This is a genomic window from Megasphaera sp. AM44-1BH (assembly GCF_003467125.1).
Taxonomy (GTDB): Bacteria; Bacillota; Negativicutes; order Veillonellales; family Megasphaeraceae; genus Megasphaera.
On sequence record NZ_QSFA01000016.1, the window covers coordinates 26,305 to 50,290 of the forward strand.

Annotated in this window: 17 protein-coding genes; all 17 read left to right on the forward strand. The window is 52.3% G+C overall.

Annotated features, from left to right (window positions below; translation table 11 throughout):
• Window position 1 precedes the first annotated feature (1 nt).
• Window positions 2–946, forward strand: coding sequence for an alpha/beta hydrolase (locus DW949_RS10335; RefSeq protein ID WP_118023140.1), 945 nt, complete (start codon window positions 2–4; stop codon window positions 944–946).
• A 203-nt stretch (window positions 947–1,149) separates the two neighbouring features.
• On the forward strand, window positions 1,150–3,417 hold the full coding sequence (locus DW949_RS10340) for an adenosylcobalamin-dependent ribonucleoside-diphosphate reductase (protein WP_118023141.1): 2,268 nt from the start codon (window positions 1,150–1,152) through the stop codon (window positions 3,415–3,417).
• Between the two features lie 40 nt (window positions 3,418–3,457).
• A complete protein-coding gene (locus DW949_RS13660; RefSeq protein ID WP_158570670.1) occupies window positions 3,458–3,595 on the forward strand; it encodes a hypothetical protein in 138 nt (45 codons plus the stop codon).
• A gap of 477 nt (window positions 3,596–4,072) precedes the next feature.
• A complete protein-coding gene (gene serC / locus DW949_RS10350) occupies window positions 4,073–5,146 on the forward strand; it encodes a 3-phosphoserine/phosphohydroxythreonine transaminase (protein ID WP_118023143.1) in 1,074 nt (357 codons plus the stop codon).
• Between the two features lie 47 nt (window positions 5,147–5,193).
• The gene (gene serA, locus DW949_RS10355; RefSeq protein WP_118023144.1) at window positions 5,194–6,786 is read left to right on the forward strand and encodes a phosphoglycerate dehydrogenase; all 1,593 of its coding nucleotides are present in this window, start codon (window positions 5,194–5,196) and stop codon (window positions 6,784–6,786) included.
• An 11-nt stretch (window positions 6,787–6,797) separates the two neighbouring features.
• Window positions 6,798–7,442 carry a histidine phosphatase family protein gene (locus DW949_RS10360; protein WP_118023145.1) on the forward strand — a complete coding sequence of 215 codons (645 nt, stop codon included), beginning with the start codon at window positions 6,798–6,800 and terminating at the stop codon, window positions 7,440–7,442.
• 46 nt (window positions 7,443–7,488) lie between these two features.
• The gene (gene serS / locus DW949_RS10365) at window positions 7,489–8,775 is read left to right on the forward strand and encodes a serine--tRNA ligase (protein ID WP_118023146.1); all 1,287 of its coding nucleotides are present in this window, start codon (window positions 7,489–7,491) and stop codon (window positions 8,773–8,775) included.
• A 205-nt stretch (window positions 8,776–8,980) separates the two neighbouring features.
• On the forward strand, window positions 8,981–9,946 hold the full coding sequence (glpX, locus tag DW949_RS10370) for a class II fructose-bisphosphatase (protein ID WP_118023147.1): 966 nt from the start codon (window positions 8,981–8,983) through the stop codon (window positions 9,944–9,946).
• 280 nt (window positions 9,947–10,226) lie between these two features.
• Window positions 10,227–11,489 carry a UDP-N-acetylglucosamine 1-carboxyvinyltransferase gene (gene murA, locus DW949_RS10375; RefSeq protein ID WP_118023148.1) on the forward strand — a complete coding sequence of 421 codons (1,263 nt, stop codon included), beginning with the start codon at window positions 10,227–10,229 and terminating at the stop codon, window positions 11,487–11,489.
• Window positions 11,482–12,564, forward strand: a complete 1,083-nt coding sequence (locus tag DW949_RS10380; protein WP_294000881.1) for a rod shape-determining protein — start codon at window positions 11,482–11,484, stop codon at window positions 12,562–12,564. The genes murA and DW949_RS10380 overlap by 8 nt, the downstream gene beginning before the upstream one ends.
• A gap of 13 nt (window positions 12,565–12,577) precedes the next feature.
• Window positions 12,578–12,871 carry a biotin/lipoyl-containing protein gene (locus tag DW949_RS10385; protein WP_199595858.1) on the forward strand — a complete coding sequence of 98 codons (294 nt, stop codon included), beginning with the start codon at window positions 12,578–12,580 and terminating at the stop codon, window positions 12,869–12,871.
• Between the two features lie 10 nt (window positions 12,872–12,881).
• Complete coding sequence (locus DW949_RS10390) at window positions 12,882–14,843, forward strand: SpoIVB peptidase S55 domain-containing protein (RefSeq protein WP_118023149.1); 1,962 nt, start codon at window positions 12,882–12,884, stop codon at window positions 14,841–14,843.
• A gap of 258 nt (window positions 14,844–15,101) precedes the next feature.
• Entirely contained in the window at window positions 15,102–15,866 is a 765-nt protein-coding gene (locus DW949_RS10395; RefSeq protein WP_118023150.1) for an ABC transporter permease, read from the forward strand.
• Between the two features lie 11 nt (window positions 15,867–15,877).
• A complete protein-coding gene (locus DW949_RS10400; protein ID WP_118023151.1) occupies window positions 15,878–16,630 on the forward strand; it encodes an ABC transporter ATP-binding protein in 753 nt (250 codons plus the stop codon).
• On the forward strand, window positions 16,627–17,871 hold the full coding sequence (locus DW949_RS10405; RefSeq protein ID WP_118023152.1) for an MlaD family protein: 1,245 nt from the start codon (window positions 16,627–16,629) through the stop codon (window positions 17,869–17,871). Before DW949_RS10400 ends, DW949_RS10405 begins: the two co-directional genes overlap by 4 nt.
• 47 nt (window positions 17,872–17,918) lie before the next feature.
• Window positions 17,919–19,535 carry a TolC family protein gene (locus DW949_RS10410; protein WP_199595860.1) on the forward strand — a complete coding sequence of 539 codons (1,617 nt, stop codon included), beginning with the start codon at window positions 17,919–17,921 and terminating at the stop codon, window positions 19,533–19,535.
• A gap of 146 nt (window positions 19,536–19,681) precedes the next feature.
• Window positions 19,682–23,977 (forward strand): translocation/assembly module TamB domain-containing protein, encoded by a 4,296-nt coding sequence (locus tag DW949_RS10415; protein ID WP_118023153.1) that lies wholly within the window; start codon window positions 19,682–19,684, stop codon window positions 23,975–23,977.
• The last annotated feature ends 9 nt before the right edge of the window (window positions 23,978–23,986 follow it).

Below are 23,986 nucleotides of genomic sequence, written 5' to 3' on the forward strand. Positions count from 1 at the left end.
CATGATACGCAGTATAATAAAAGGGATAGCCGGGTTAGCGGCTGTCCTTATTGTGCTTGCCACTGCAGCCGGGGCCTATGCAGGCAATCTGGCTTACAATGAATTCCGTGAAGCTCCCTGGGACCAGATTCTGGGAATACGGAATAATTCCCGTCACGTAGCGCCCATCCGCGTGATGGAAAAGGAACGGGGATGGGAAGCGGTCCGTGTCAACGCGCCCGATGGGACTATTTTACGGGGAACCTATATTGCCAGTGCCAGCCATTCCCATAAAACGGTTATTCTGCTTCATGGCCTGTACCAGAACCGGTCTATGTGTCTCGGGTATGTTCCCATATACCAGAATCTGGGATATAATATCCTGCTCATTGACCAGCGTGGCCACGGAGAAAGTGAAGGAGAACACACCGACTGGGGACTGTCTGAAATGGAAGATATGGACATGTGGATGCAGTGGCTCCGCCACAGGGATTCCCAGGCTGTCATCGGCCTGCACGGTATCTCCCTGGGGGCGGCCATGGCCTTGTTGTACGCTGGCAGTGACCGGCAGCAGGCGGCCTTTGTCATAGCTGACAGTTCCTATGGGAATATCATTTCTATGGGCCGGGAAAAACTGCTGGATTGGACAGGCGATAAAAATCTCGTACTGGGATATGATCTGCTCGATCCCTTTTTCCAGGCGGCAATGCTCGTGCATACACACAAAATGGTATCTTCCATCGAACCGGCTCATGCCGTGCGCTTCATCAAAGTGCCGGTCCTGTTCCTCCATGGCAGTGCCGATACGCTCGTACCGGTCAAAACGGCGCAGAGTCTGTATGACCAGTGTGGCAGCGGGCATAAATATCTTCATGTTTTCCAGGATTCGCCCCATGCTGCCGCTATCGAAACAGACCGCCGGGAATACATGCGGACTGTGACGAATTTTTTAGAAGAAAACGTGTGACATACGACGCAGGGAAAGCCATGTCAAGTGATGCAGAAAGCGGGTTTTGCAGCAACAGTATGATATATACGGTCTTTCTGTCTTGACGGTATGCAGGTGCTCTGGTATCATAGAGTCAGACTTTTACATACTATATATAGTATGTAAATTGGCAATAGACGACAATATATCGATGACATACGGTGTTTTATGGAGGAATCGCTATGGATGAAAAAGAATGGCTCGGTGCGGATAACCAGCTCGGCCTCGATATCTGGAAGAATAAGTACTGCAATGATGGAGAAACCTTTGATCACTGGCTGGACCGCGTCAGCGGCCATGATGCAGAAGTGGCAGAACTGCTGAAGCAGCAGAAATTTCTGTTCGGCGGCCGTATCCTGGCCAACAGAGGGCTGGAATATGAAGGGAAAAAAATTACCTTGTCCAACTGTTACGTCATGATGCCGCCGGAAGATAATATCGAAAGTATTTTTGACCGGGCAGGAAAACTGGCCCGGACCTATAGCTACGGCGGTGGCTGCGGCATCGATATTTCCCGCCTCAGCCCTAAAGGAGCGCGCATCAATAATGCGGCGAAGGAAACGAGCGGATCCATATCTTTTATGACCCTCTATTCGCTGGTTACGGAACTGATTGGCCAGAATGGCCGCCGCGGCGCCCTCATGATTTCCATTGACTGCAGCCATCCCGATGTCATCGATTTCATCAAATTGAAGACCGATTTGAATAAGGTGACCAAAGCCAATATTTCCGTCCGCCTGAGCGATGAATTCATGCAGGCCGTAAAAGAACACAAGACATTCCGTCTCCATTTTACGCGGCAGGAAACGGGGCAGACTATCGAAACGATGGTCCAGGCCGCCGATGTCTTCCATCTGCTGGCAGAAACGAACTGGGATTATGCCGAACCGGGTGCCTTGTTCTGGGACCGCATCCAGAACTGGAATCTTCTGGCAAATACAAAGGAATTTTCTTTTTCCGGTGTCAATCCCTGTGCAGAAGAACCGCTGCCGGCAGGCGGGTCCTGTCTCCTGGGCAGTATGAATCTGGCTCAGTTTGTACAGCATCCGTTTACGCCCGATGCGGCCTTTGATTTTACGGAATTCAAGCGGTGTGTTACCATTGCCGTCCGGGCTCTCAATGACGTGCTGGAAGAAGGCCTGCCCCTGCATCCCCTGCAGGAACAGCGTGACAGTGTGCAGCAATGGCGCCAGATCGGTCTGGGCATCATGGGTCTCGGTGATATGCTGATCAAGCTGGGTCTGACCTATGGCAGTCCGGAAGCCGTGGCCTTCTGTCATGAAATAGGCTTTGCCATGGCCGATACAGCTATTGCCGCTTCGGCGCAGCTTGCCAGCGAACGGGGCGCTTACGACATGTGCCATGTGAAAGAAATCATGAGCACGCCCTATTTCCAGGCCAATACGACGGAAGAAACGGCGGCCCTGGTCCGCCAGTACGGGCTGCGCAATTCCCAGCTCCTGACCATTGCGCCGACAGGGACTCTTTCGACGATGCTGGGGATTTCCGGCGGTATCGAACCGATTTATGCAAATTATTACGAACGGAAAACGGAATCGCTCCACGGTTCCGATGTCTACTATAAAGTGTATACGCCTATTGTAGAAGCGTACATGAAAGAACATCATCTGACTGATGACGGACAGCTTCCGGGATATTTTGTTACGGCCCTGACCCTTCCGTACCAGGAACGGATTGCCATGCAGGCGGCCTGGCAGGAACACATCGATGCGTCGATCAGTTCGACCGTCAATGTGCCCAACAGTTTTACTGTCGAAGATACAGAACGCCTGTACCTGCTGGCCTATGAAAGCGGCTGCAAAGGCGTGACGATTTTCCGCGATGGCTGCAAACGGGCCGGTATCCTATCGACTCACGTCGATGAAAAGACGGTACCTGTCGCCGGGGACGGACTGGGCCGCGGTGAAATCGTCGCTATTGATGATGATGTCATCGGCAAAAAACGCAAACTCGTCACAGGCTGTGGCAGTCTCCACTGTATTGCCTTCTTCGATACGGAAACAGGGGCCCTGCTGGAAACGTATCTCAGTAAAGGTTCGACAGGCGGCTGCAATAACTTCATGATCGGCCTGTCCCGCATGATTTCTATCAGCGCCCGGGCTGGAATTGATATTTATACTATCATTGACCAGCTCAATTCGACAGGGAACTGCCCGAGCTATTCGGTCCGCCGTTCTACCAGCGGCGATACGAGTAAGGGGTCCTGCTGCCCCATGGCAGTAGGCAATGCCCTCCTCGATATGTACAATGAAGTACAGAATGAACTCCACGCTGGCAGTGAAAAGCCGAAAAAGGTAAAGCCTGTCAAGCCGAGAGCCCGGGACAAGGTACGGGCAGAAAATATTTTCTGTCCCCAGTGCGGCGAACCGTTGGTCTTTGAAGGAGGATGCAATACCTGTAAGAACTGTGGCTGGAGCAAGTGCTATTGATGATGCTCCTCTCCCAATAGCCTGAATCAGACTCTGGGCTGTGAGTTTAAAGGAGAAAACATCGGCCGCCGGTCTCCGGTCTGGTGACATTGCGGGAACGATTCGGTCCGGTACGGTCATCATGGACCGTATCGGATGCCGGGAATGCTATCTGCGTCCGGCACGCTGTTTTGTTTGAGCACAGCGAGTTTCAGCGTGCCAGCAGAGAACATTCCCGGCAAGAGTCGTGGAGCTTCTGAACCAGCCAGGAGACCGGCGGCCGGTTGCGATGCATATTCAGATGAAAAATGTCTTGACAGACTGGGCGTTTGTGTTTATAATGAACTCAATTTCACAGAGGCGATGATAGAGAAGCAAACTGTACAGTTTTTCAGAGAGCTGCCGGATGGTGCGAGGCAGCAGGCTGGCAGGGCGTTCCGCTCTGGAGCTGCAAATGACGAATTTGACGGGTCCGCCCGGTACAGCGGTCAGAGTTGGCCGTATGGCAAGTTGGGTGGCAACGCGGGATTCAGACTCCCGTCCCTTGATTGGGACGGGAGTTTTTTGTTTTCCAGCCGGCGGCAAATTGGGTGGTACCGCGAGAAAGGAGAAGCTCGTCCCAAAAGAGAGCTTCTCCTTTTGTGTCTTTTTTCCCTTGCCGTGAGGAGTGATTTGTTTGGAAAGAGTGTACAATTTTAATGCCGGGCCTTCGGCTATGCCGCTGGATGTATTGAAAGAAGTCCAGGCAGAATTCCTTGATTTCAATCATACGGGTATGAGCATTGTAGAAATCAGTCATCGCAGTGCGGCGTATCAGGATATGCAGGATGATACCGTAGCCGCGTTGAAACGGCTGATGCAGATTCCTGAAGGGTATCACGTCATTTTCATGCAGGGCGGTGGCAGCATGCAGTTCCTCATGCACGGTGCCAATTTCCTGAAGAACCGGGGCGGATACCTGAATACAGGTGTCTGGTCGGATAAGGCTATGAAGGCGGCAGCGTATTATGGTGAAGTCTACGAAGTCGCTTCCAGTAAGGAAGACCATTTTTCTTACATTCCCGATGAACGTACTTTTGCGGTCAAAGATGGGACGGATTACGTCTATATGACCAGTAATAATACCATTCATGGGACTGAATGGAAGACCTTTCCCCACTTTGACGTGCCGCTTATCTGTGATATGTCCAGTGATTTCCTCTCCCGTCCCGTCGATGTAAGCAACTTCGATTATATCTATGCAGGCGTGCAGAAAAATGTCGGTCCGGCCGGTGTGGTCGTCGGCATCATAAAGGATGACATGCTGCAGAAGGCACGGGAAGATCTGCCGGATATGCTTTCGTACCGCACGTTTGTAAAGCATGACTCGACGTATAATACGCCGCCTGTATTCTGCATCTATTTCGTCAACCGCGTATTGCACTGGATCGAAGACCAGGGCGGTCTCCAGGCGATACGGCAGCGCAATGAAAAGAAAGCGGCCATTGTGTATGATGCCATCGACCGCAGCCAGGGATTTTATACAGGCCATGCGGCCAGGGATTCGCGCAGTCTCATGAATGTCACGTTCAATCTGGACAATGCGGATCTGGAAAAAGAATTCGTCGCCGCCGGCGCAAAACGGAATCTCATAGGTATCAAAGGTCACCGGTCGCTGGGGGGCTGCCGGGCATCGATTTACAACGCCGTAACAGAAGAAGCCTGCCAGGCACTGGCAGATTTCATGGATGAATTCAGAAAACAACATTAATCAATATATATTGGGGTTATGGTATCAGACCAAGGAGGGTATATACAATGAAAATTCTCGTAAGTGATGACGTATCGGAAAAAGGGGTAGAGCTGCTCCGCCAGCACGGATATGAAGTAGATGTCAAGACGAATCTCGATGAACAGGGACTGATTGACTGCATCGGTGAATACGACGGCATGGTAACCCGTTCTATGACCCATGTGACTGAAAAGGTCATTGCTGCCGGCAAGAAGCTGAAAGTCATCGGCCGGGCCGGCGTCGGCGTGGACAGTATCGATATCAAGGCGGCAACGGCCCGGGGGATTATCGTCGTCAATGCACCGACGGCCAATACGATTGCCGCGACGGAACACACCTGTGCCATGATCATGGCGATTACCCGTCACATCCCCCAGGCCCATAATTCGCTCATGGCCGGTGAATGGGACCGGGAACGCTTTACGGGTATCCAGCTCCAGAATAAGACCATCGGCATCATCGGTGTCGGCCGTATCGGCTCGCGCATTGCCAAGCGGATGCAGGCTATGGAAATGCACACCATCGGCTATGACCCGTATATTCCGGAAGAACGGTTCGAACAGCTCGGCGTAGAACCGGTCGATCTCGATACGCTGCTCAAACGGTCTGATTATATCACGATGCATACGCCTCTGACGAAAGAAACGCGCGGTATGATCGGTGCCGAAGAAATCGCCAAGATGAAAGACGGCGTGCGCGTCATCAACGTGTCCCGCGGTGCTGTGCTGGACATCAATGCCCTGGCCGATGCCATCAAGAGCGGCCATGTAGCCGGCGCGGCTATCGATGTATTCCCGACGGAACCGCTCACGACGGATATCAACCCCTTCAAGGGAATGGATAATGTGGTCATTACGCCGCACCTGGGAGCTTCGACGGTAGAAGCGCAGATCGGCGTTTCCGTAGACGTGGCAGAAGGGGTCATTGCCGCTCTCAACGGGGAACCGGTCCCGACGGCAGTCAATATGGCACCGCTGCCCAAAAATGTATATCTTACGATCCAGCCTTATTTCGACCTCATGGAACGCATGGGCATCATCGGCGTCTACCTGTCCGAAGGGCCTATGAAAGAAATCCGCGTGGAATATTCAGGCGAACTGGCCAAGACGGAAACGGGCCTTCTGACGACGGCTGTCCTTAAAGGCGCCCTGAACCCGATCCTGCAGGAATCGGTCAATTTCGTCAATGCACCGGACGTGGCACGGACACGGCATATTTCTGTCAAGGAAATCAAGACACAGGACAAAGGATATTTTACCGATTCGGTTACGGTTACAATCAAGACCAATAAAGGGGAACATTCGCTGGTAGGGACCTTGTTCAACCACCAGGAAGCAAAAATCGTCCAGATCGATGAATACCGCCTGGATTTCACGCCCGAAGGCTACCTGCTCCTGGCACCTCATATCGACCAGCCGAATATGATCGGTCAGATTTCCACGATTCTTGGGCAGGCTCATATCAATATTACAGGGATGCAGCTGGCCAAGATGACAAAAGAAGGAACGAATATCATGGCTATTGCCGTACAGGATGATATTCCCAATGACATTATGCTGAAGCTGCGCGGTATTGAAGGCATTCTGGACATGAAGCTCATTCATGTCGATACCCATTAAGGAGGGCACACATGATACGTATTATACTCGTACGCCATGGAGAAACGGAATGGAATATAGAAGGACGCTATCAGGGACAGGAAGATACCCATCTCAGCCCGCGGGGATTAGAGCAGGGACACATGCTGGCCGAAGGACTGCGCCATATCCCCATCGACCTGTGCATTTCCAGTCCCCTGGAACGATCCTATCAGACCTGCTCCTTCTGTGCAGAACTTCACCACCTCCCTGTTGCCAAGGATGACCGGCTGCTGGAAATCAATCACGGAGACTGGGAAGGACGGCTGGCTGATGAAATCGAAGCCCAGTATCCCGAAGCCTTCCACCTCTGGCATACACAGCCGGAAAAAGTGACCATGCCCGGCGCAGGCGGCGAAAATCTCGACGATGTACGGCGCCGCGCGCGCAGTGCTTTCGATGACTATGCCCGGAAATACGATGGCAAAACGGTCCTCGTCGCAGCTCATGATGCCGTCAATAAGGCTATCATCTGCGACCTGCTGGGCCTTGATATGAGTCATTTCTGGCAGATCAAACAGGATAATACATGCATCAATGTCCTCGAATGCCAGAACGGTGTATGGCGTCTCGTATTACTCAATTCTACGAATCATATGGGTTATCTGTACAGCGGTATTGAACAGAAAGGCCTTTAACGTGTATAATAGTTAGGATGACTATACAGGAAGGAAGAAGATTATCATGTTAGATACGAAATTTATCCGTGACCATGTGGAAGAAGTCAAGGAAAACATCAGGAACCGTCACACGAAGGCGGCTGATGTCGATGCCTTTGTCGCCCTGGACGGACAGCGCCGTGATTTGCTGCAGCGCGTCGAAGCGATGAAAAATGAACGCAATACGGTCACAAAAGAAATCAGCCAGCTGAAGCGGAACAAGGAAAATGCCGATGATAAAATCGCCGCCATGAAAAAACTCGGCGATGACATCGATGCCCTCGATAAGGAAGTAAAAAAAGTAGAAGAAGACATGCTGGCTATCCAGCTTATGATACCGAATATGTGCCATCCTTCTGTTCCCGTCGGCAAGGATGACAGCGAAAATCCGGAAGTACGTAAATGGGGGCAGCTGCCGGAATTTGATTTTCAGCCGCTCAATCACTGGGATGTCGGGGAAAATCTGGGCATTCTCGATTCGGAACGGGCAGCTAAAGTCACGGGGGCGCGTTTTTACTATTATATCGGTGCCGGTGCCCGCCTGGAACGGGCCGTCTACAACTTCATGCTGGATCAGCATACGCAGAAAGACGGCTACACAGAAGTCATCCCACCATATATTGTCAATCGTGAATCCATGACCGGTACAGGCCAGCTGCCGAAATTCTATGAAGATATGTACCGCCTCAACGTAGAAGGGGAAGAAATGTACATGATCCCGACGGCAGAAGTTCCCCTGACCAACTATTACCGCGGTGAAATCATCGACGGGGCAAAATTGCCCGTATACTTTACGGCCCTGACACCGTGTTTCCGGGCCGAAGCCGGATCTGCCGGCCGCGATACGCGGGGCCTCATCCGCCAGCATCAGTTCCATAAGGTAGAAATGGTCAAGTATACGACGCCGGAAACGAGCTATGACGAACTGGAAAAACTGACGAACAATGCCGAAGACATCCTGAAAGCATTGGGCCTTCCGTATCATGTCGTTACCTTGTGCACCGGTGATATCGGTTTCTCCGCTGCCAAGACTTATGATATAGAAGTATGGTTCCCGGCACAGGGGAAATACCGCGAAATTTCTTCCTGCTCCAATACGGAAGATTTCCAGGCACGGCGGGCCAACATCCGTTTCCGCCGTTCTCCGAAGGCAAAACCGGAATACGTCCATACACTGAATGGCTCCGGTCTGGCTGTAGGCCGTACGGTTGCGGCTATTCTGGAAAACTATCAGCAGGCTGACGGTTCCGTTGTGGTTCCGGAAGTATTGCGCCCGTACATGCATTGCGATGTCATTACGAAAGAAAAATAATAGGGTAACCGGCCGTTAATATTGTAACCCTGAGGCTGCCCCATGAAGCAGAATGTGTTTCATGGGGCGGCTTTTTTCGTTGTGTCGTATCCGTTCCCAATCCCGGCCCGGCAGGAATTTTTTGTTTCCTTGTCGAATTATTATTATATAGAAAGTATCGCTGCGAATCTGTATATAATGATTTCTTATAGAGGAGGGATGAGGTATGGACAGAGTACTGACACTGGAATTAGTACGGGCTACGGAAGCGGCGGCTATGCGTGCCGGACGCATGATGGGAATCGGCGATGCCGAAGCAGCCCATCACCTGGCCGCGACGGGAATGCATCAGGAACTGGCTGCAGCGCCGGTCAGTGGCCGCGTCGTTATTGGCGAGGGACATATGGCTGACGGACAGGCGTTATTTGATGGAGAAGAAATCGGAAGAGGCCGTGTCCCCGTCGATATTGCCGTAGCGGCGCTGGACGGACAGAAGCTGGTCGCACAGGGACAGCCCGGCGCCGTCTCCGTACTGGCTATGGCCGGACGGGGAGATATCCTGCGCGTTCCCGATATGTACATGGAAAAAATCTGTGTCGGTCCGCGGGCTAAAGGGCGCATCGACCTGAATCAGTCCGTACAGGACAATCTGCGCCATATCGCCGAGGGACTGGAACGGAGCATTGACGATGTGACCGTAGCCATCCTGGACCGGCAGCGCCATCAGGACCTGATCCGTGAATGCCGGACTGCCGGAGCCCGCATCCGGCTGATTCATGACGGTGATGTGACAGCGGCAGCTGATGCGGCCATTGAAGGTTCGGGCACTCATGTGCTGCTTGGTATTGGCGGAGCACGCGAAGGCGTGCTGGCCGCGGCAGCTCTGCGCTGCCTGGGTGGAGATATGCAGGCCCGGCTCATACCGTATACGGAACGGGAACGGCAAAAGGGAGAAGAACTGGGAATCCATGATTTCAAGCGGATTCTGACATTGTCTGACCTGGTCCGGGGAGACGACTGCTTCTTTGCCGCTACGGCGGTCACGCCTACGCCGCTCATGCAGGGCGTGCGGTACTTTGGCGGCGGTGCCCGTACTATGTCTGTCGTTATGCGCTACAAGACGGGTACTATCCGCTTCATCGATACGGTACACCGGCTCAATGCTTCTTCCAGATGGAGCGTGCGGAAATAATCCATAGAAAAAAACAGGCCCGGCGGTACAGCCGCGGGCATACCCGTTCAGCTCAGGTGTCAGACTGCTTTTACAGAAGGCAGCCGGCCTGGGCTGATGTGCTGCAGGGGATAAGCATCATTCTCCTGACAGGTTTCCTAAACAGTCTGTATCTCCCCCCTTTCAGATTTATCCCTTTTATGATACAATATCTTGATAGTGAATCAACTAAAAATTGGCGGCCAGGTCCTGCCCGGCTGTTACATCTATATACTTGCAATCTGTTTAGGAGGCACCAGAATTGGAGAAACTTGTTATTCATGGTGGAAAACCCTTAGAAGGGACTGTTCGCGTCAGCGGAGCTAAAAATGCTGTGCTGCCTATTATTGTCGCATCCATGCTGGGAACGACACAAAGTGTGCTTACGGAAATACCGAAACTCGACGATGTACATACGGTCTGTGAAGTCATTACTTCACTGGGCGTACAGATAGAGCAGCCGCAGGCAGGGACGCTGGTCATTGATGCCAGCCATCTGACTTCTACATCAGCCCCGTACGACCTTGTGCGCCGTATGCGCGCTTCTTTTCTCGTCATGGGACCTCTGCTGGCACGCAAAGGTCATGCTAAAATTTCTCTGCCCGGGGGCTGTTCCATCGGTGCCCGGCCGATTGACCTGCACCTGAAGGCCTTTGAAGCCATGGGAGCGGTCATCAACCTGGAAAACGGAGATATCGAAGCCAGCGTAGAAAACGGCCTGAAAGGAGCCCAGATATATCTGGATTTCCCCAGTGTCGGCGCAACCGAAAACGTACTGATGGCAGCTTCCCTTGCGGAAGGCCGCACGGTACTGGAAAACGCGGCAGAAGAACCGGAAATCGTCGATCTGGCTACGTACCTGAACAGTATGGGGGCCAATATCCGCGGTGCCGGTACTAATGTCATCCGTATTGAAGGCGTAAAGGAATTGCACGGGGCCAATCATTCTGTCATCCCCGATCGTATTGAAGCGGGCACATTTATGGTAGGCGCCGCTATGACAGGCGGCAATGTATATGTAGAAAATGCCTTGTCAGAACATCTGAAACCGCTCGTCGCCAAGCTGAAAGAAGTCGGAGCTACAGTAGAAGAAGATATAGACGGCATCCGCGTCATCGGGCACAAACCGTTGCGCCCGGCTGATATCAAGACGCTGCCGTATCCCGGATTTCCTACAGATATGCAGGCCCAGTTCATGGCCCTGACGACTATCTGCCAGGGAACGAGTGTCATTACGGAAACGGTATTTGAAAACCGTTTCATGCACGTCGATGAATTCAAACGCATGGGCGCCAAGATACGCATCGAGGGCCGGAGTGCCATTGTAGAAGGAGTGCCCCGCCTCAAAGGCGCCGACGTGAACGCCACGGATCTGCGTGCCGGCGCTGCGCTGGTGCTGGCCGGTCTGGTGGCAGAAGGGGAAACAAAAGTCGGTTATTTATATCATATAGACCGGGGATATGATAACCTGGTCCAGAAGTTACAAAGGTTAGGTGCAGACATTGTTCGGGTCAATATTGACTAAAAAAAAGAAGCGTAAAAAAGAAACGCCAGCTAAAACGGTTCATTCTTCCCATTCTTTTTTTCTGGCAAACTGGTTTGGCAGTGATATTGCCATTGATCTGGGCACGACCAATATCATTGTCTATGTCCGGAAAAAGGGAATCGTCGTCAATGAACCGGCTGTCATCGCCCTTGATACGAATAGTCATCGTGTCGTGGCTATTGGCAAAGAGGCACAGGCCATGCTGGGGCGGACCCCGCAGCATATCCAGGCGTATCATCCCCTCAGCCGGGGAGTCATTGCCGATTATGACGCAACCGAATATATGCTGCGGTATTTTATCCGCCGGGCTATTGGCAAATCCCTGTTTTTCAAGCCGCGGATTATTATCTGCGTTCCTTCGGGAGCAACGAATGTAGAAAAGCGCGCCGTCATCGAAGCAGCTATGCAGGCCGGGGCCCGCAAGACTGTCGTTATGGAAGAACCGCTGGCTGCCGCTATCGGGGCCGGCCTGGACGTAGCCAGTTCCAATGGCTCCATGGTAGTCGATATGGGCGGTGGTACGACTGATGTAGCCGTACTCAGCCTGAGCGGGATCGTCATCAGCGAATCGCTCCGTATTGGCAGTAATACCTTCGATGAAGCGATTATCCGGTATCTTGAAAAAATCAAGCATATTACCATTGGACAGCATACGGCAGAAGAACTGAAAATCCTCATCGGTACGGCCCTTCCGGACGGACGGCAGCTGACGGCCGATGTCCGGGGACGCAGTACAGAAACGGGGCTTCCGGCTATGGTTGATATCGATTCCCAGGAAATACGAAAAGCGTTGTCGGAACCAATAGAAGCCATACTGCGTGCCATCGTTACAATCCTGGAGAAAACACCGCCTGAACTGGCTGCCGATATTGCCGATCACGGTATCGTCCTCACCGGGGGAGGCCTTCTGCTGGATGGCATGGACCGACTGATTTCCCAGACTACAGGTATGGCGGCTTTCCTCTGCGATGACCCGTTATTGTGCGTAGCCAATGGGGCGGGAAAATCGCTGAATGAAATGAACCGGCTGAAAGATAGTTTTGATGATTTATAAAGGAGTGAGCATCATGTCCCTGAAGAAAAAAGTACTGCTGCCTCTGGGCGTTATGAGTGCACTGGCTGCAGCACCTGTACTGGCTGCAGATGTCCCGTATACGGCAGTTATCGGAGGTACCGTGACCAGTGTCGTTTCTGTGGGTACCGATGTCCATGAAGGCGATGTCCTGCTGACGGTCAATTCCCTGGCCGGCCCTATGGCGGCTGCCCGGGCGAACAGCAGTGGTACCGTCAAAGAAGTAAAGGTAAGTACTGGCGGAACGGTAGCACAAGGTACTGTCGTCGTTGTAGTAGAAGAAAAATAAGAAGGAGCTTATGAAACGATTACGTAAATTACGGCACATGGCGGGAAAAGTCTGTTTGGCTGTTCTTTGTTGTGCCGTTTCCTTTTCTGTATATGCAGAACAATTTATGCCTGTCAGTGAAGTCAGACCGGGCATGACGGGGTACGCCAAGACCGTAGCCAGAGGTACGGAAATCGAAACATTTCCTGTAGAAATCCTGGGTGTCATGAAAAACAGCGGCCCTTCCGGCGATTTGATTCTGGCCCGTTTTTCCGGCCCGCTCATTGAACAGACCGGCGGTATCGCCCAGGGGATGAGCGGCAGCCCCGTATATGTCGATGGCAAACTGCTGGGAGCCGTAGCCTACGGATGGTCTTTTACCAATTCCAAAGTGGGCATGATAACGCCTATTGAAGATATGGTCAAGCTCTGGAATGTGCCCGTACGGGAAGAAATCCGTCCCTTTAATGCCCGGGAATCATCACTGATCCCCGTCAATACGCCGCTCATGGCCAGCGGCTTCGATGCGGTATCGATGGACTGGATGAAACAGAAGCTGCCCCAGTACAAGTTTATGCCCGTCGATACGGCTACGGCGGCAGAAGACAGCCAGGCCATGCCTCTGGAAGCGGGCAGTTCCGTGGCAGCCGCATTTGTCAATGGCGATATGAAACTCGGTGCTATCGGGACTGTTACCTATGTCGATAAGGACCAGATCGTCGCCTTTGGACATCCGTTCCTGAAGAAGGGCAGCATCAATTATTTCATGCATAATGCCTATATTTTTACCATTGTCAATAATATGGCCAGCTCGTTTAAACTCGGCTCGGTGGGGGCCGAAATCGGACGGATTGATCAGGACCGCGGCGCCGGTATTGCCGGGAATTACCGCCTGGCACCGGGTATTCCTGTCGTCATCCATATACGGGATCTCGATACGGCGGCAACGAACCTGAAACGTGTCAAAATCGTGGAAGATAATGAACTGACACCGGTCCTGGCTGCGACGACGGTGTATAATACGGCCAATAAGACCATTGACCGCATGGGAGGTGGTACGGTAACTCTCGACTATACGATCCGTTCGTCCAATGGACGGGATAAGGACATTACGCGGCATAATATGTATTATTCAGAAGACAATATCAACGAAAAGAGCATCGATGAATTATATAATGTCCTCGACATTTTAAAGCATAATGAATTCATCGATTATCCCATTCTGGACATTACGGTCAATGCCGATTACTCCCAGGCCCGCAAACAGGCCCGTATCATCGACGCGACGGCGGCTCCGGTAGTGGCCAGCCCGGGTGATACGATTTATTTCAAAATTACCCTTCATCCCTATCGCGGGGCCGATGAAGTCAAGACTATGACCTTTACCGTTCCCAAAGACCAGCCTTATGGCGATATGGTGCTGGAAGTGCGTGGCGGCGGCGTCATCCCTCTGCCCTATCTGATTGAAAAACAGCGCTATAATCTGACCGATGAAATCATTGAACGGCTGCGTCATTATAAGGATTTTGACGACTTGAAGAAAGCCATAGAAAAAGAAGATGCCAATAACGATCTGGTCATCGAAATCCTTGACCAGAATGTCAGCATGATTGATGATGACAGCAAGAAGACGGCCAAGGTCAAACTGCAGGCCAGGGAACCCAGAGAAAATCCGAAAGACGTGCTTCAGCCCAAGAAAAAAGGCCTTCATGAAGACACCGATGAGGACCAGAAATCATCTTTGCCGACGCCGTACATCGTCAAGGGAGACGGACAGATCACCATCAAGATTGTCAGCCCGGAAAAACGGGATAAATTCCTGGCTGGCCATCACACGCTCCGTTCCGGCAAGGCTGTCATGAGTACTGAAACGGAAGACGCCGCCCAGACGGTGGAACATAGTGACAAAGCCGTAGACCAGGATAAAGGAACTAATCAGGATAAAGAGAAGTCATCAGGGGAAGACAAGAAAAGCATATTCCTTTCCCGCTGACTAATTAAAGCAGCTGCACCGTGTATATGGTATGCAGCTGCTTTAATTATATAAGCACGGTAATAAAAATGGGATTTGAACATGTTCAACCTTGATATTTGAAGCATAACATGGTATTATCTTACTTGTAGAAAACTGAAAAGGAAATCTGAGTTTTCTCACAGTTTTATAACAATTGACAGTCCGCGTTTGGCAGGCTCTCGATATTAATGGTATAGTAACAATACGTACGCTGACTGAAAAGGGGGAGGTGCGCCTGTGCAGGGACTATTAGAACGGGTAGGATCGTTTACACTGCATATTTTTGAAAAAGTAGGCGTACTGTCCCTATTATTTCTGGAAACGCTGCGTCAGATGCCAAAAATACAACGAAAGCTTACCATCGCCCAGATGGCTCACCTTGGCGTCAATTCCCTGCCAATTGTCAGTCTGACCCTGTTGTTTGCCGGCATGGTCATGACCCTGCAGATTGTCGATATCCTGCTGCGTTATGGGGCCCAGTCTACATTGGGAGGCATTATGTCCGTGGCCATGGGCCGTGAACTGGGGCCTATCCTGACCGGGGTCGTCGTAGCCGGCCGCGTAGGGGCAGCCATGACAGCGGAACTGGGAACGATGAAGGTGACGGAGCAGATCGATGCCCTGCGGTGCATGGCCGTCAACCCCGTCGCTTATCTGGTAGTCCCCAGGTTTGCAGCCTGCGTCACTATGGTGCCGCTGCTGGCTTTTTATGGCTATATCATCGGCACAGCCGGCGGGTATGCCGTCGCCATTCTCAGTGCCGGCCTGACACATTTTACGTATATGAACTCCATTGAAATGTTCACCGACGTATCCGATGTTGTCTACGGCCTCATCAAAGCCATGTTTTTCGGCGGCATCATTGCCCTCGTAGCCTGTCATGAAGGCATGACAGCCAAAAGCGGGGCAGAGGGAGTCGGTCAGGCGACGACGCGTTCTGTCGTTACATCGATTATTTTTATTTTTATCTGCAATTATCTGTTGTCTATTATTTTGTATTAGGAGTCTGGCTTATGATCCGTTTACAGGATATTACTGTGGCTTACGGGCCACGGGTCATTCTGAATCATATCAACCTGGATATCCATGATGGGGAAACGCTGGGCATACTGGGAGCCAGTGGTTCAGGCAAGAGTACCATTCTGCGCCTGATCATCGGACTTCAGAAGCCTTCCGGCGGCCATATTTTTATAGACGGCCAGGACATCACGGATTTTACAGAAGATGAGATGGATCAGGTACGGCTCCATATGGGCATGGTTTTTCAGTACTCTGCCTTGTTTGATTCTATGAGTGTCGGTGAAAATGTGGCCTTTGGCCTCAGACAGCACCGCAAGCTCCCGGAGGAGGAAATCCGCAATATCGTCCGGGAAAAGCTGCATCTTGTCGGATTGGACCATGCAGAGGATATGATGCCCAATGACCTTTCGGGGGGCATGAAAAAAAGAGTTAGTCTGGCGCGGGCTATTGCGCTGGAACCCCGGGTCATACTCTATGATGAACCGACGGCAGGTCTGGACCCGCTGCGCAGCATGGATATCAACAGGCTGATTGTTACGACACAGCGTCAGCTTCATACGACGTCTGTCATCGTTACCCATGACATGGAATCGGCCTTCTTTGTAGCTGACAGGCTGGCGTATCTGGAAGACGGTGTTTTCCGGCTTATAGCAGATAAGGATACATTCCGGGATTCGCCGGATGAACATATACAGCGGTTCATCCACGGCGGTCTGATGCGGCAGGATGGGAGGTATGCGCCATGAAATGGAGTGCAGAAGCAAAAGTCGGCCTGGTAACCATTGTTGGCGTACTGGTTTTTACCTATGTAGTCATCAACCTGGCCCACGCGGAAATATTTGGCAAGCCGGGCTATGTCATTCATGCCATGTTCCGTGATGCCAATGGCCTGCAGAAAGGCAATTCCGTCCGCTATGTCGGCGTTCACGTCGGCAAGGTTAAGGATGTGACGCCTTCCAAGAACGGGGTAGACGTTGCCATGAAGATAGATAAGGGAACGGAAATTCCCAAAGGTTCGAAACTGGCGATTACGACAGACGGTCTTCTGGGTGAAAAGATTATTTCCATTACGCCCGGCAAGGATTCGACCCAGCTTGTGGCTGATGGGGAATACCTGAACGGCAATGACGGCAAGACCATGGACGATATGATGGAAAGTACGGGTAAGCTGGTAGCCAGTGCCAATGATATGATCAATAACATAAATAGTGTCATCGGTCATCCGGATACGCAGAAAGCGATGCGAGGGACCTTCCAGAATATAGAAGGCATGACCGGGCGGGTCAACGGCCTGATGGATGCCAATGCCGGCAATATCCAGGAAATGACGGCACATATGGCGTCGGTAACGGCATCTCTCGATGCGGCTGCCGCCCAGCTGGCTGCCATGAACAGTGATGGCGCTATTTCGGAAAATGTCCGCGATACGGCAGCCAATATGAAACGCATTACAGACAGTTTTGAACAGACGGCGCTGGCCGTACAGAAAATCACGACCGACGAGCAGAGCCAGAAAGATTTGCAGAAAACCCTCCACAACACCGCAGAAATATCGGGGAAACTGAATAAGGTCCTCGGCGGCGGAGGCGGACTCAAAACAGAAGGCGATGCCAATATCTTATATAATGACAGCAAAAGTGAAACGGGTGCCGCTGTAAATTTTAGGGTGTACCGGAACCATACATTCGGGCTCCTCGGGGCTGAGAATATAGGCAACGGTACGAAAATGAATTTTCAGTATGGATTCAGACATCCCGGCTTTGATATCCGGGCCGGCCTTATCCGCGGCGAACTCGGAATGGGGCTGGATTTTTTCCAGGATAAACCGTTCCGGCTCAGCCTGGAAGGGTATGATCCCGATGACTGGCGGTACCGCCTGAAAGCGAAATACCGCCTGACAGACAATGTATTTCTTTTTGGCCAGTTCACGCGGCCCATGAACCGCAGTGACGGCGGCAATTATTATGGTATTGACTATGTCTTTTAAAAGGCATTCTGCAATAGATAGCAATTCGATCAATGGGGGTACCCGTAATGGACAAAAACTTGTATAAAAAAATTGTTGTTGCCCTGATGATTTCAACCTTAGGGACGGTGTCTGCATGGGCAGCAGAAGAAGCCGTCGTTCCTGTCGATCTGGCTCAGGCAGCCGTTACCGATGCGGCCCGGGATACAGCCGGCCAGAAGGCTTCCCGGACCAGTAAAAAGGCAGTCCGTGCTGTAAAGAATCAGACCACCGTGGCCCGGACTGGAGCTATCGGCACGTCGGATGTGACGCCGCAGCTGCGGGAAGAACTGGCGCAGAAAATCACTTCCGATATGGAAGCCAGTGCAAAACGGGCGGCTGCCAGACATGATGACGACCCGGTCATCGTCGTCGGCCGTGTCGCTTCCGACCAGGCTGTTGATCTGACACTGCCCAAAACGGTGCAGATGGCTCTCGACTACAACCGGGACATCAAGGTGGCCCATTATGCCCTGACCAGCTCGGATTTTGATATCGCTATTGCCAAAGCCGGTAAGATGCCCCAGGTAGGCTATACCTGGAGCGGTGCCCGCAAGATGGGGCAGGCCAATGGAAGAGACGTCATTGCGAACAGTTTCGGAAACAGCTTCAGCGTCAGCATTCCCTTGTATACAGGCGGACAGGTGGAAAATGAAATTGCCAACGCCAAACTGAGCAAGACCAATGCCCAGGAAGAAATGCTCCGCGTCCAGCAGGCGACGAAGTATTCCGCCGTAGAAGGGTATTATGCCCTTCTGGCCTATCAGGAACTGCGGGACGTATACCATGAAGCCGTCGATAACCTGCAGGGTCACTTGGATAATGTAACGGCCCAGTACAATGTGGGCACCAAGGCCAAAGTTGATGTCCTGTCCTCCAACGTATCCCTGGCCAATTCCAAGACGACAGCCGTGACGGCAGACAATAATGTTGCCATTGCCGAATCGAATCTGAATAACATCCTTGGCCTGCCGCTGCAGACCAAGCTGAATCTGGCCGATCATCAGCTGCCTTTTGATACGTATGACATTTCTCTTCAGGAAGCCATTGATTATGCCATGAAATATCGTCCGGAAGTCCTACAGGCAGCCGTTGCCGTACAGGAAGCGGAACACAATATTGGCATTGCCCAGGCTGGCAACCGCCCGACCGTATCGGTAGGGGCCGGCCGCGGCTGGACTGATGATGATTTCCCCGGCGTCGATGACCATAACTGGAGCATAACCGGCGGCGTTTCCTGGAGCTTATGGGATGGCGGCGCTACCAATGCCAGAATCAAAAAGTCCAAAGAAGCGCTCCTTTCTGCCCGGGAAACAGAACAGAAGACACGGGAAGCGGTACAGCTGGAAGTCAAGCAGGCCTATCTCAATATCCGCAGTGCAGCCCAGAAAGTAGAAGAAACGACGGCGGTCATTGACCAGGCCAAGGAAAATTACCGTATCCAGAACATCCGTTATCAGGCCGGCGTCGGTATCAACCTGGATGTCCTCGATGCCCAGCTGAGCCTCAACGAAGCGCAGGTCAACCACATTCAGGCATTGTATGATTACAATGTAGGCATTGCCAAACTGGAACAGGCCATGGGCGTCGATGTCCGTTCCGGTGTCATCCATCCGTCGCTGACGGCAACAGGATATAAAGGCTGATTTGTCACAGTTTAAAGTAAATTTAAGAAAAGGAAACTGAATCTTACCATCTGTTTCTTGATTTTAATGAATAGCTTATGTACAATGAAGAGAGAATTGTAATCCTACGATTCTCTCTTCTTTTTTTACAGGAATGGAGGACGACTGTGCGAAAAAAATGGCTTGTCTTAAGTGCAGTCTTTGTATTCCTCTTGGCGGCGTTCTTTTCCCTGTGGATGGAAAGGCCGGCATTGATGCAAAAACTTTCTGAGACTGTGACGAGTACAGTGAATGATAAAATAAACGGTTCTCTTACTTTTAGTGCCATGGATGTTTCGCTATCCGGCAAGGTACGGATCCAGGACCCGGTCATCCGGGATACGCAGGGCCGCACGGTACTTTCCGGTTCTGATATACAGATTTTCGTCAATCCCTGGAAAATAGTGGCGTCTCTTCCCGATGGGAATCCGGCTGCGGCTATTGAAACAGTGGATATTACAAAGCCTGTCGTACATGTATGGCAGAAACCGGCTGATAATACGTGGAATGTAGCGACTCTCATCAAGACGTCAAAAGAAAAGACCGACAGTGGATTCCGGGCTATGGTACGCTTTCATGACGGTACCATCAGGGCACGCCTGGTCGATGGCACCCTTATCACAGGCGATGGGGGAGACGGGACTCTCGATTTTAAATCCTACCCTGCTATCTATGGGGATATGACGCTGTATGTCGATGGGGAAAAACTGACGGCCTCCGGGCACTACACCTCGTCGCGGGAGTTTGATGTCCTGCTCCACGGGGATGCTGTCCGGGCTTCGTATGCGTCGTCGTTCATTCCGTCCGGGACGGATGTCACCGTTGAAGATGGCAGTCTTCGTAATATACGGGTACGGTATGCCCGCACGCATAACGGGGATTCTTTTTCCGGGACGGCTGTTATTGATAATCTGTCCGGTACGGCATCGGGCTTTTCCTATGACCAGGTCGGCGGAACGGTCCGCCTGGATTCACAGAGTGTCCGCGTTGACCAGCTGAAAGGCCGCATCAATGGCCAGGAAGCAGCTGTATCAGGAGAAATCCGCATCGATGGGGATTCGCCTGTATTCAATCTGGACGTAAATGTACCTGGCGCGGATCTTTCGGCTTTTGCCGATATGCTGCCGGCAGGTCTTTCCGGTACGGCCGCCTTTACCGGCAGTATCTGGGGGACGGCCGGTGATATACATGGCAGCGGGACCCTGACCATACCGGAACTGACCTATGGGGGAACGACGCTGCATCAGGGAGAGGCTGTCTTTTCCTATGATGGCAGCCGGGCCGATATATCCCATATAGCGGCGGATGCAGCCGGAGGCCATGTGGAAGGCTCCGGGACGTATGACCGGACCAGCGGTGATTTTCAGGCTTCCCTCAACGCCGATTCCATCCATCTCGAAGAAATAAGCCAGCTGCCTGTTTCGGTTCTGGGGACGGTGTCTGCTTCCCTGGCCATTTCGGGCAATCAGCAAACCGGTTCTTTACGGGCTTCCGGTCATGCCAGCGCTGTAGGCCTTTCCTATAATGGCATTGGAGCGGACCGGGCAGAAGGTGATATATACTATGAAGATGGCCTGCTTTCTCTGACGGATTTCAATGCATCGGTACAGGGCGGTACCGTCCGGGTCAATGGCGTGTATGATACGCAGGGAGCACAGACCAATCTTTCCTTTACTGCCGATAACCTGCCCCTTGATATGGTATCGGCCTATTTGGCAGTGCCTGTGACGGGCACCTTTTCTGCGGCCGGTCACCTGTATGGTCCCGGCCCGGACTGGGATATGATTTTCCAGGCCCGTAACGGCAGTGTACAGGGAATGCCTTTTGATACGATTGATGGCTCTGTTTCCGGTACGGGCGGGCGCATCCTCATTCCGTCCGTCGTCTGGCGCTACGTCGATGGAACCCATACGGCCAGCGGCATGGCAGATCTGGATACGCGGCAGGTGCAGCTGCAGATTACGACACAGCATATGCGGCTGGAACGGCTGCTGCCGGCACTGGGGCGGGGAAATCTTCCTCTGACGGGCTGGGCTGATAACACCATTGCCATAACGGGCAGTCTGGACCAGCCTTCGGCGCAGGGGTCGTTCCATCTGACCAGCGGTTCGGCATATGGGTATTTGTACAAAAATGTCAGTGCCGATTATACGCTGCATGATGGCACGGTTTATATTACTAATGGCGATATTACGGCCTATGATGCTTCTATCCGCGTTGCCGGTTCCCTGGGACAGCAGATGGATCTGACACTGGATGGCAGCCATCTCGATATTTCCCGTCTGGTGCCGCAGAAAGGACCACAGCGGTCGGGCATCATGAATGTCAAAGGACACGTTGGCGGCACGATGGACAGTCCTGTCTTTGAAGGTTCGCTTCAATCGGACTCGCTGACGTTTAATGACATAGCTCTTGACGATATACAGGGTAATCTCGGATATTACGGCGGTATTTTCCGGCTGACGGATTTTCATTTCAAGCAGAATGGGGGAACCTATGAACTGCGTGGCGGATATAATCCGGCGAATGGCTGGATTATGGCACGGGCCCGCGTTCAGGCGGCGGACCTTGCCAGCATCCTGAAAGTAGCGGGAGCTCCCATGCAGTCCGTCCAGGGCCGCCTGGAAGGGCAGCTGGCCATTGACGGGACGACCAGTGATCCCCGGGCACGCCTGACAGGGACATTGACCCAGGGATACATCGATGATGCGGCTATCGAGCCTGCCCATATCGATGTCCAGTATGAAAACAATGCCGTACAGATTCATGAGCTGACACTGAAAACCGGTGATGCCATACTGGCCGCCCAGGGGTCCTATGCCCTCCATGGACCGGTACAGATGCAGATTGCCGCCCGCAATTTCCCGGCCCGTCTGCTGACGGCGATAACGGGACAGAAAAATATCCAGATTGATGCACCTGTCGATTTTGTAGCCAACCTGAGCGGCACAGGGGACCATCCCAGCGCCGACGTTTCGCTGCAGCTCGGGAGCGGCACCGTCAATGGCATTTCCTTTACCAGTATGTATGCCCTGCTGAATCTTCGGGACCGCATGATCAAGGTCAATCAGGCATATGCCGTAAAGGATCCTTATAAGGCGAGTGCCTCCGGGACGATTCCCGTGGCGGCTCTGACCGGGGAAAAGACAGACGAATCGATGAACGTTACGGTAAAACTGGATCATGCCGGGCTGGATATACTGACCTTCCTGACACCCCTTGTCACCAATGCCCAGGGCGGACTGGATGGTTCGCTGCAGCTCAAAGGAACGGCGGCAGATCCGCAGGTATACGGGACACTGAGTGTCGATAACGGCTCTCTGTCCATCAAAACCGTGCGGAACCCGCTGACACAGATTTCGGGGCAGATTCAGTTTACGGGCCGCAAGGCTGCGTTTTCCGGTTCTGCCGTTATGGATAAGGCCAAAGCAAAAAATCCGGGAAAGCTGCAGATACAGGCCGATGCTTCCTGGCAGGGGTGGGAGGTTACCTCGTATAAAGGATCCCTCGTACTCGATCATCTGGGCGTAATCTGCCCATATTTTACAGGACCTCTGACAGGAAATCTGACTGTATCCCCTGGCGACGGCATGCCGCTATTGGCAGGGACGGTAACCATCGATGATACGACACTGGATCTGCCGCTCAGTCTGAGCGATACGCAAAGTAGTCTCGATGCGGCTCTCGATATCACGGTCGCACTGGGGGATAATGTGCGGCTGTATAACGGCGCACTGTATGACCTGATGGTACGGGGAAGTGCCCATTTCGGAGGTACCCTGGCTCATCCTCATGGAACCGGTGGGTTTGAAGCTACACGCGGCACCATTCACTATCTCGACACGAACTTCCGTGTATCCCGTGCAAAGGCTGAATTCAATCAGCCCGATACCTTCCTGCCGTCTCTGGATGTGGAAGGACATACCCGCGTCGGCCAGTACAATGTCCTGCTCAATCTGCGCGGTCCGGCCGATGCGATGGATCTCATGCTGCGGTCCAATCCGCCTCTTACGAAGGCCCAGATCATTTCTTTGATTACCCTGCGGAACAGCAACGGTAAAAAGGATAGTTCCCTTAATAGTGAAGACGTCAATACTCTTATAGGGAGCGGCATCCGCATGACCCTCAACAGTCTGGGCGTGACACAGGCACTGGAAAAGGCACTGAATCTGGATATGCTCAACATTACGACAGGGGCCCTGGACTACAACAGCAAGACTGCCGATGTGGGAAATAACTATTATAATATAGAAATGGGCAAATATTTGTTCAATGATTTCATGCTGACGGCTGCTTTTGGCCTGAATCATGATGACAACCGCATAGGTATGCAGTATAATTTGGGAAGTAAGTTTGGTGTGGCCGCCTGGAAATCGGCCGATGATTCCTTTGTCGGCGGCATGTATAAGTATAGCTTCTATTAGGGGGGGACA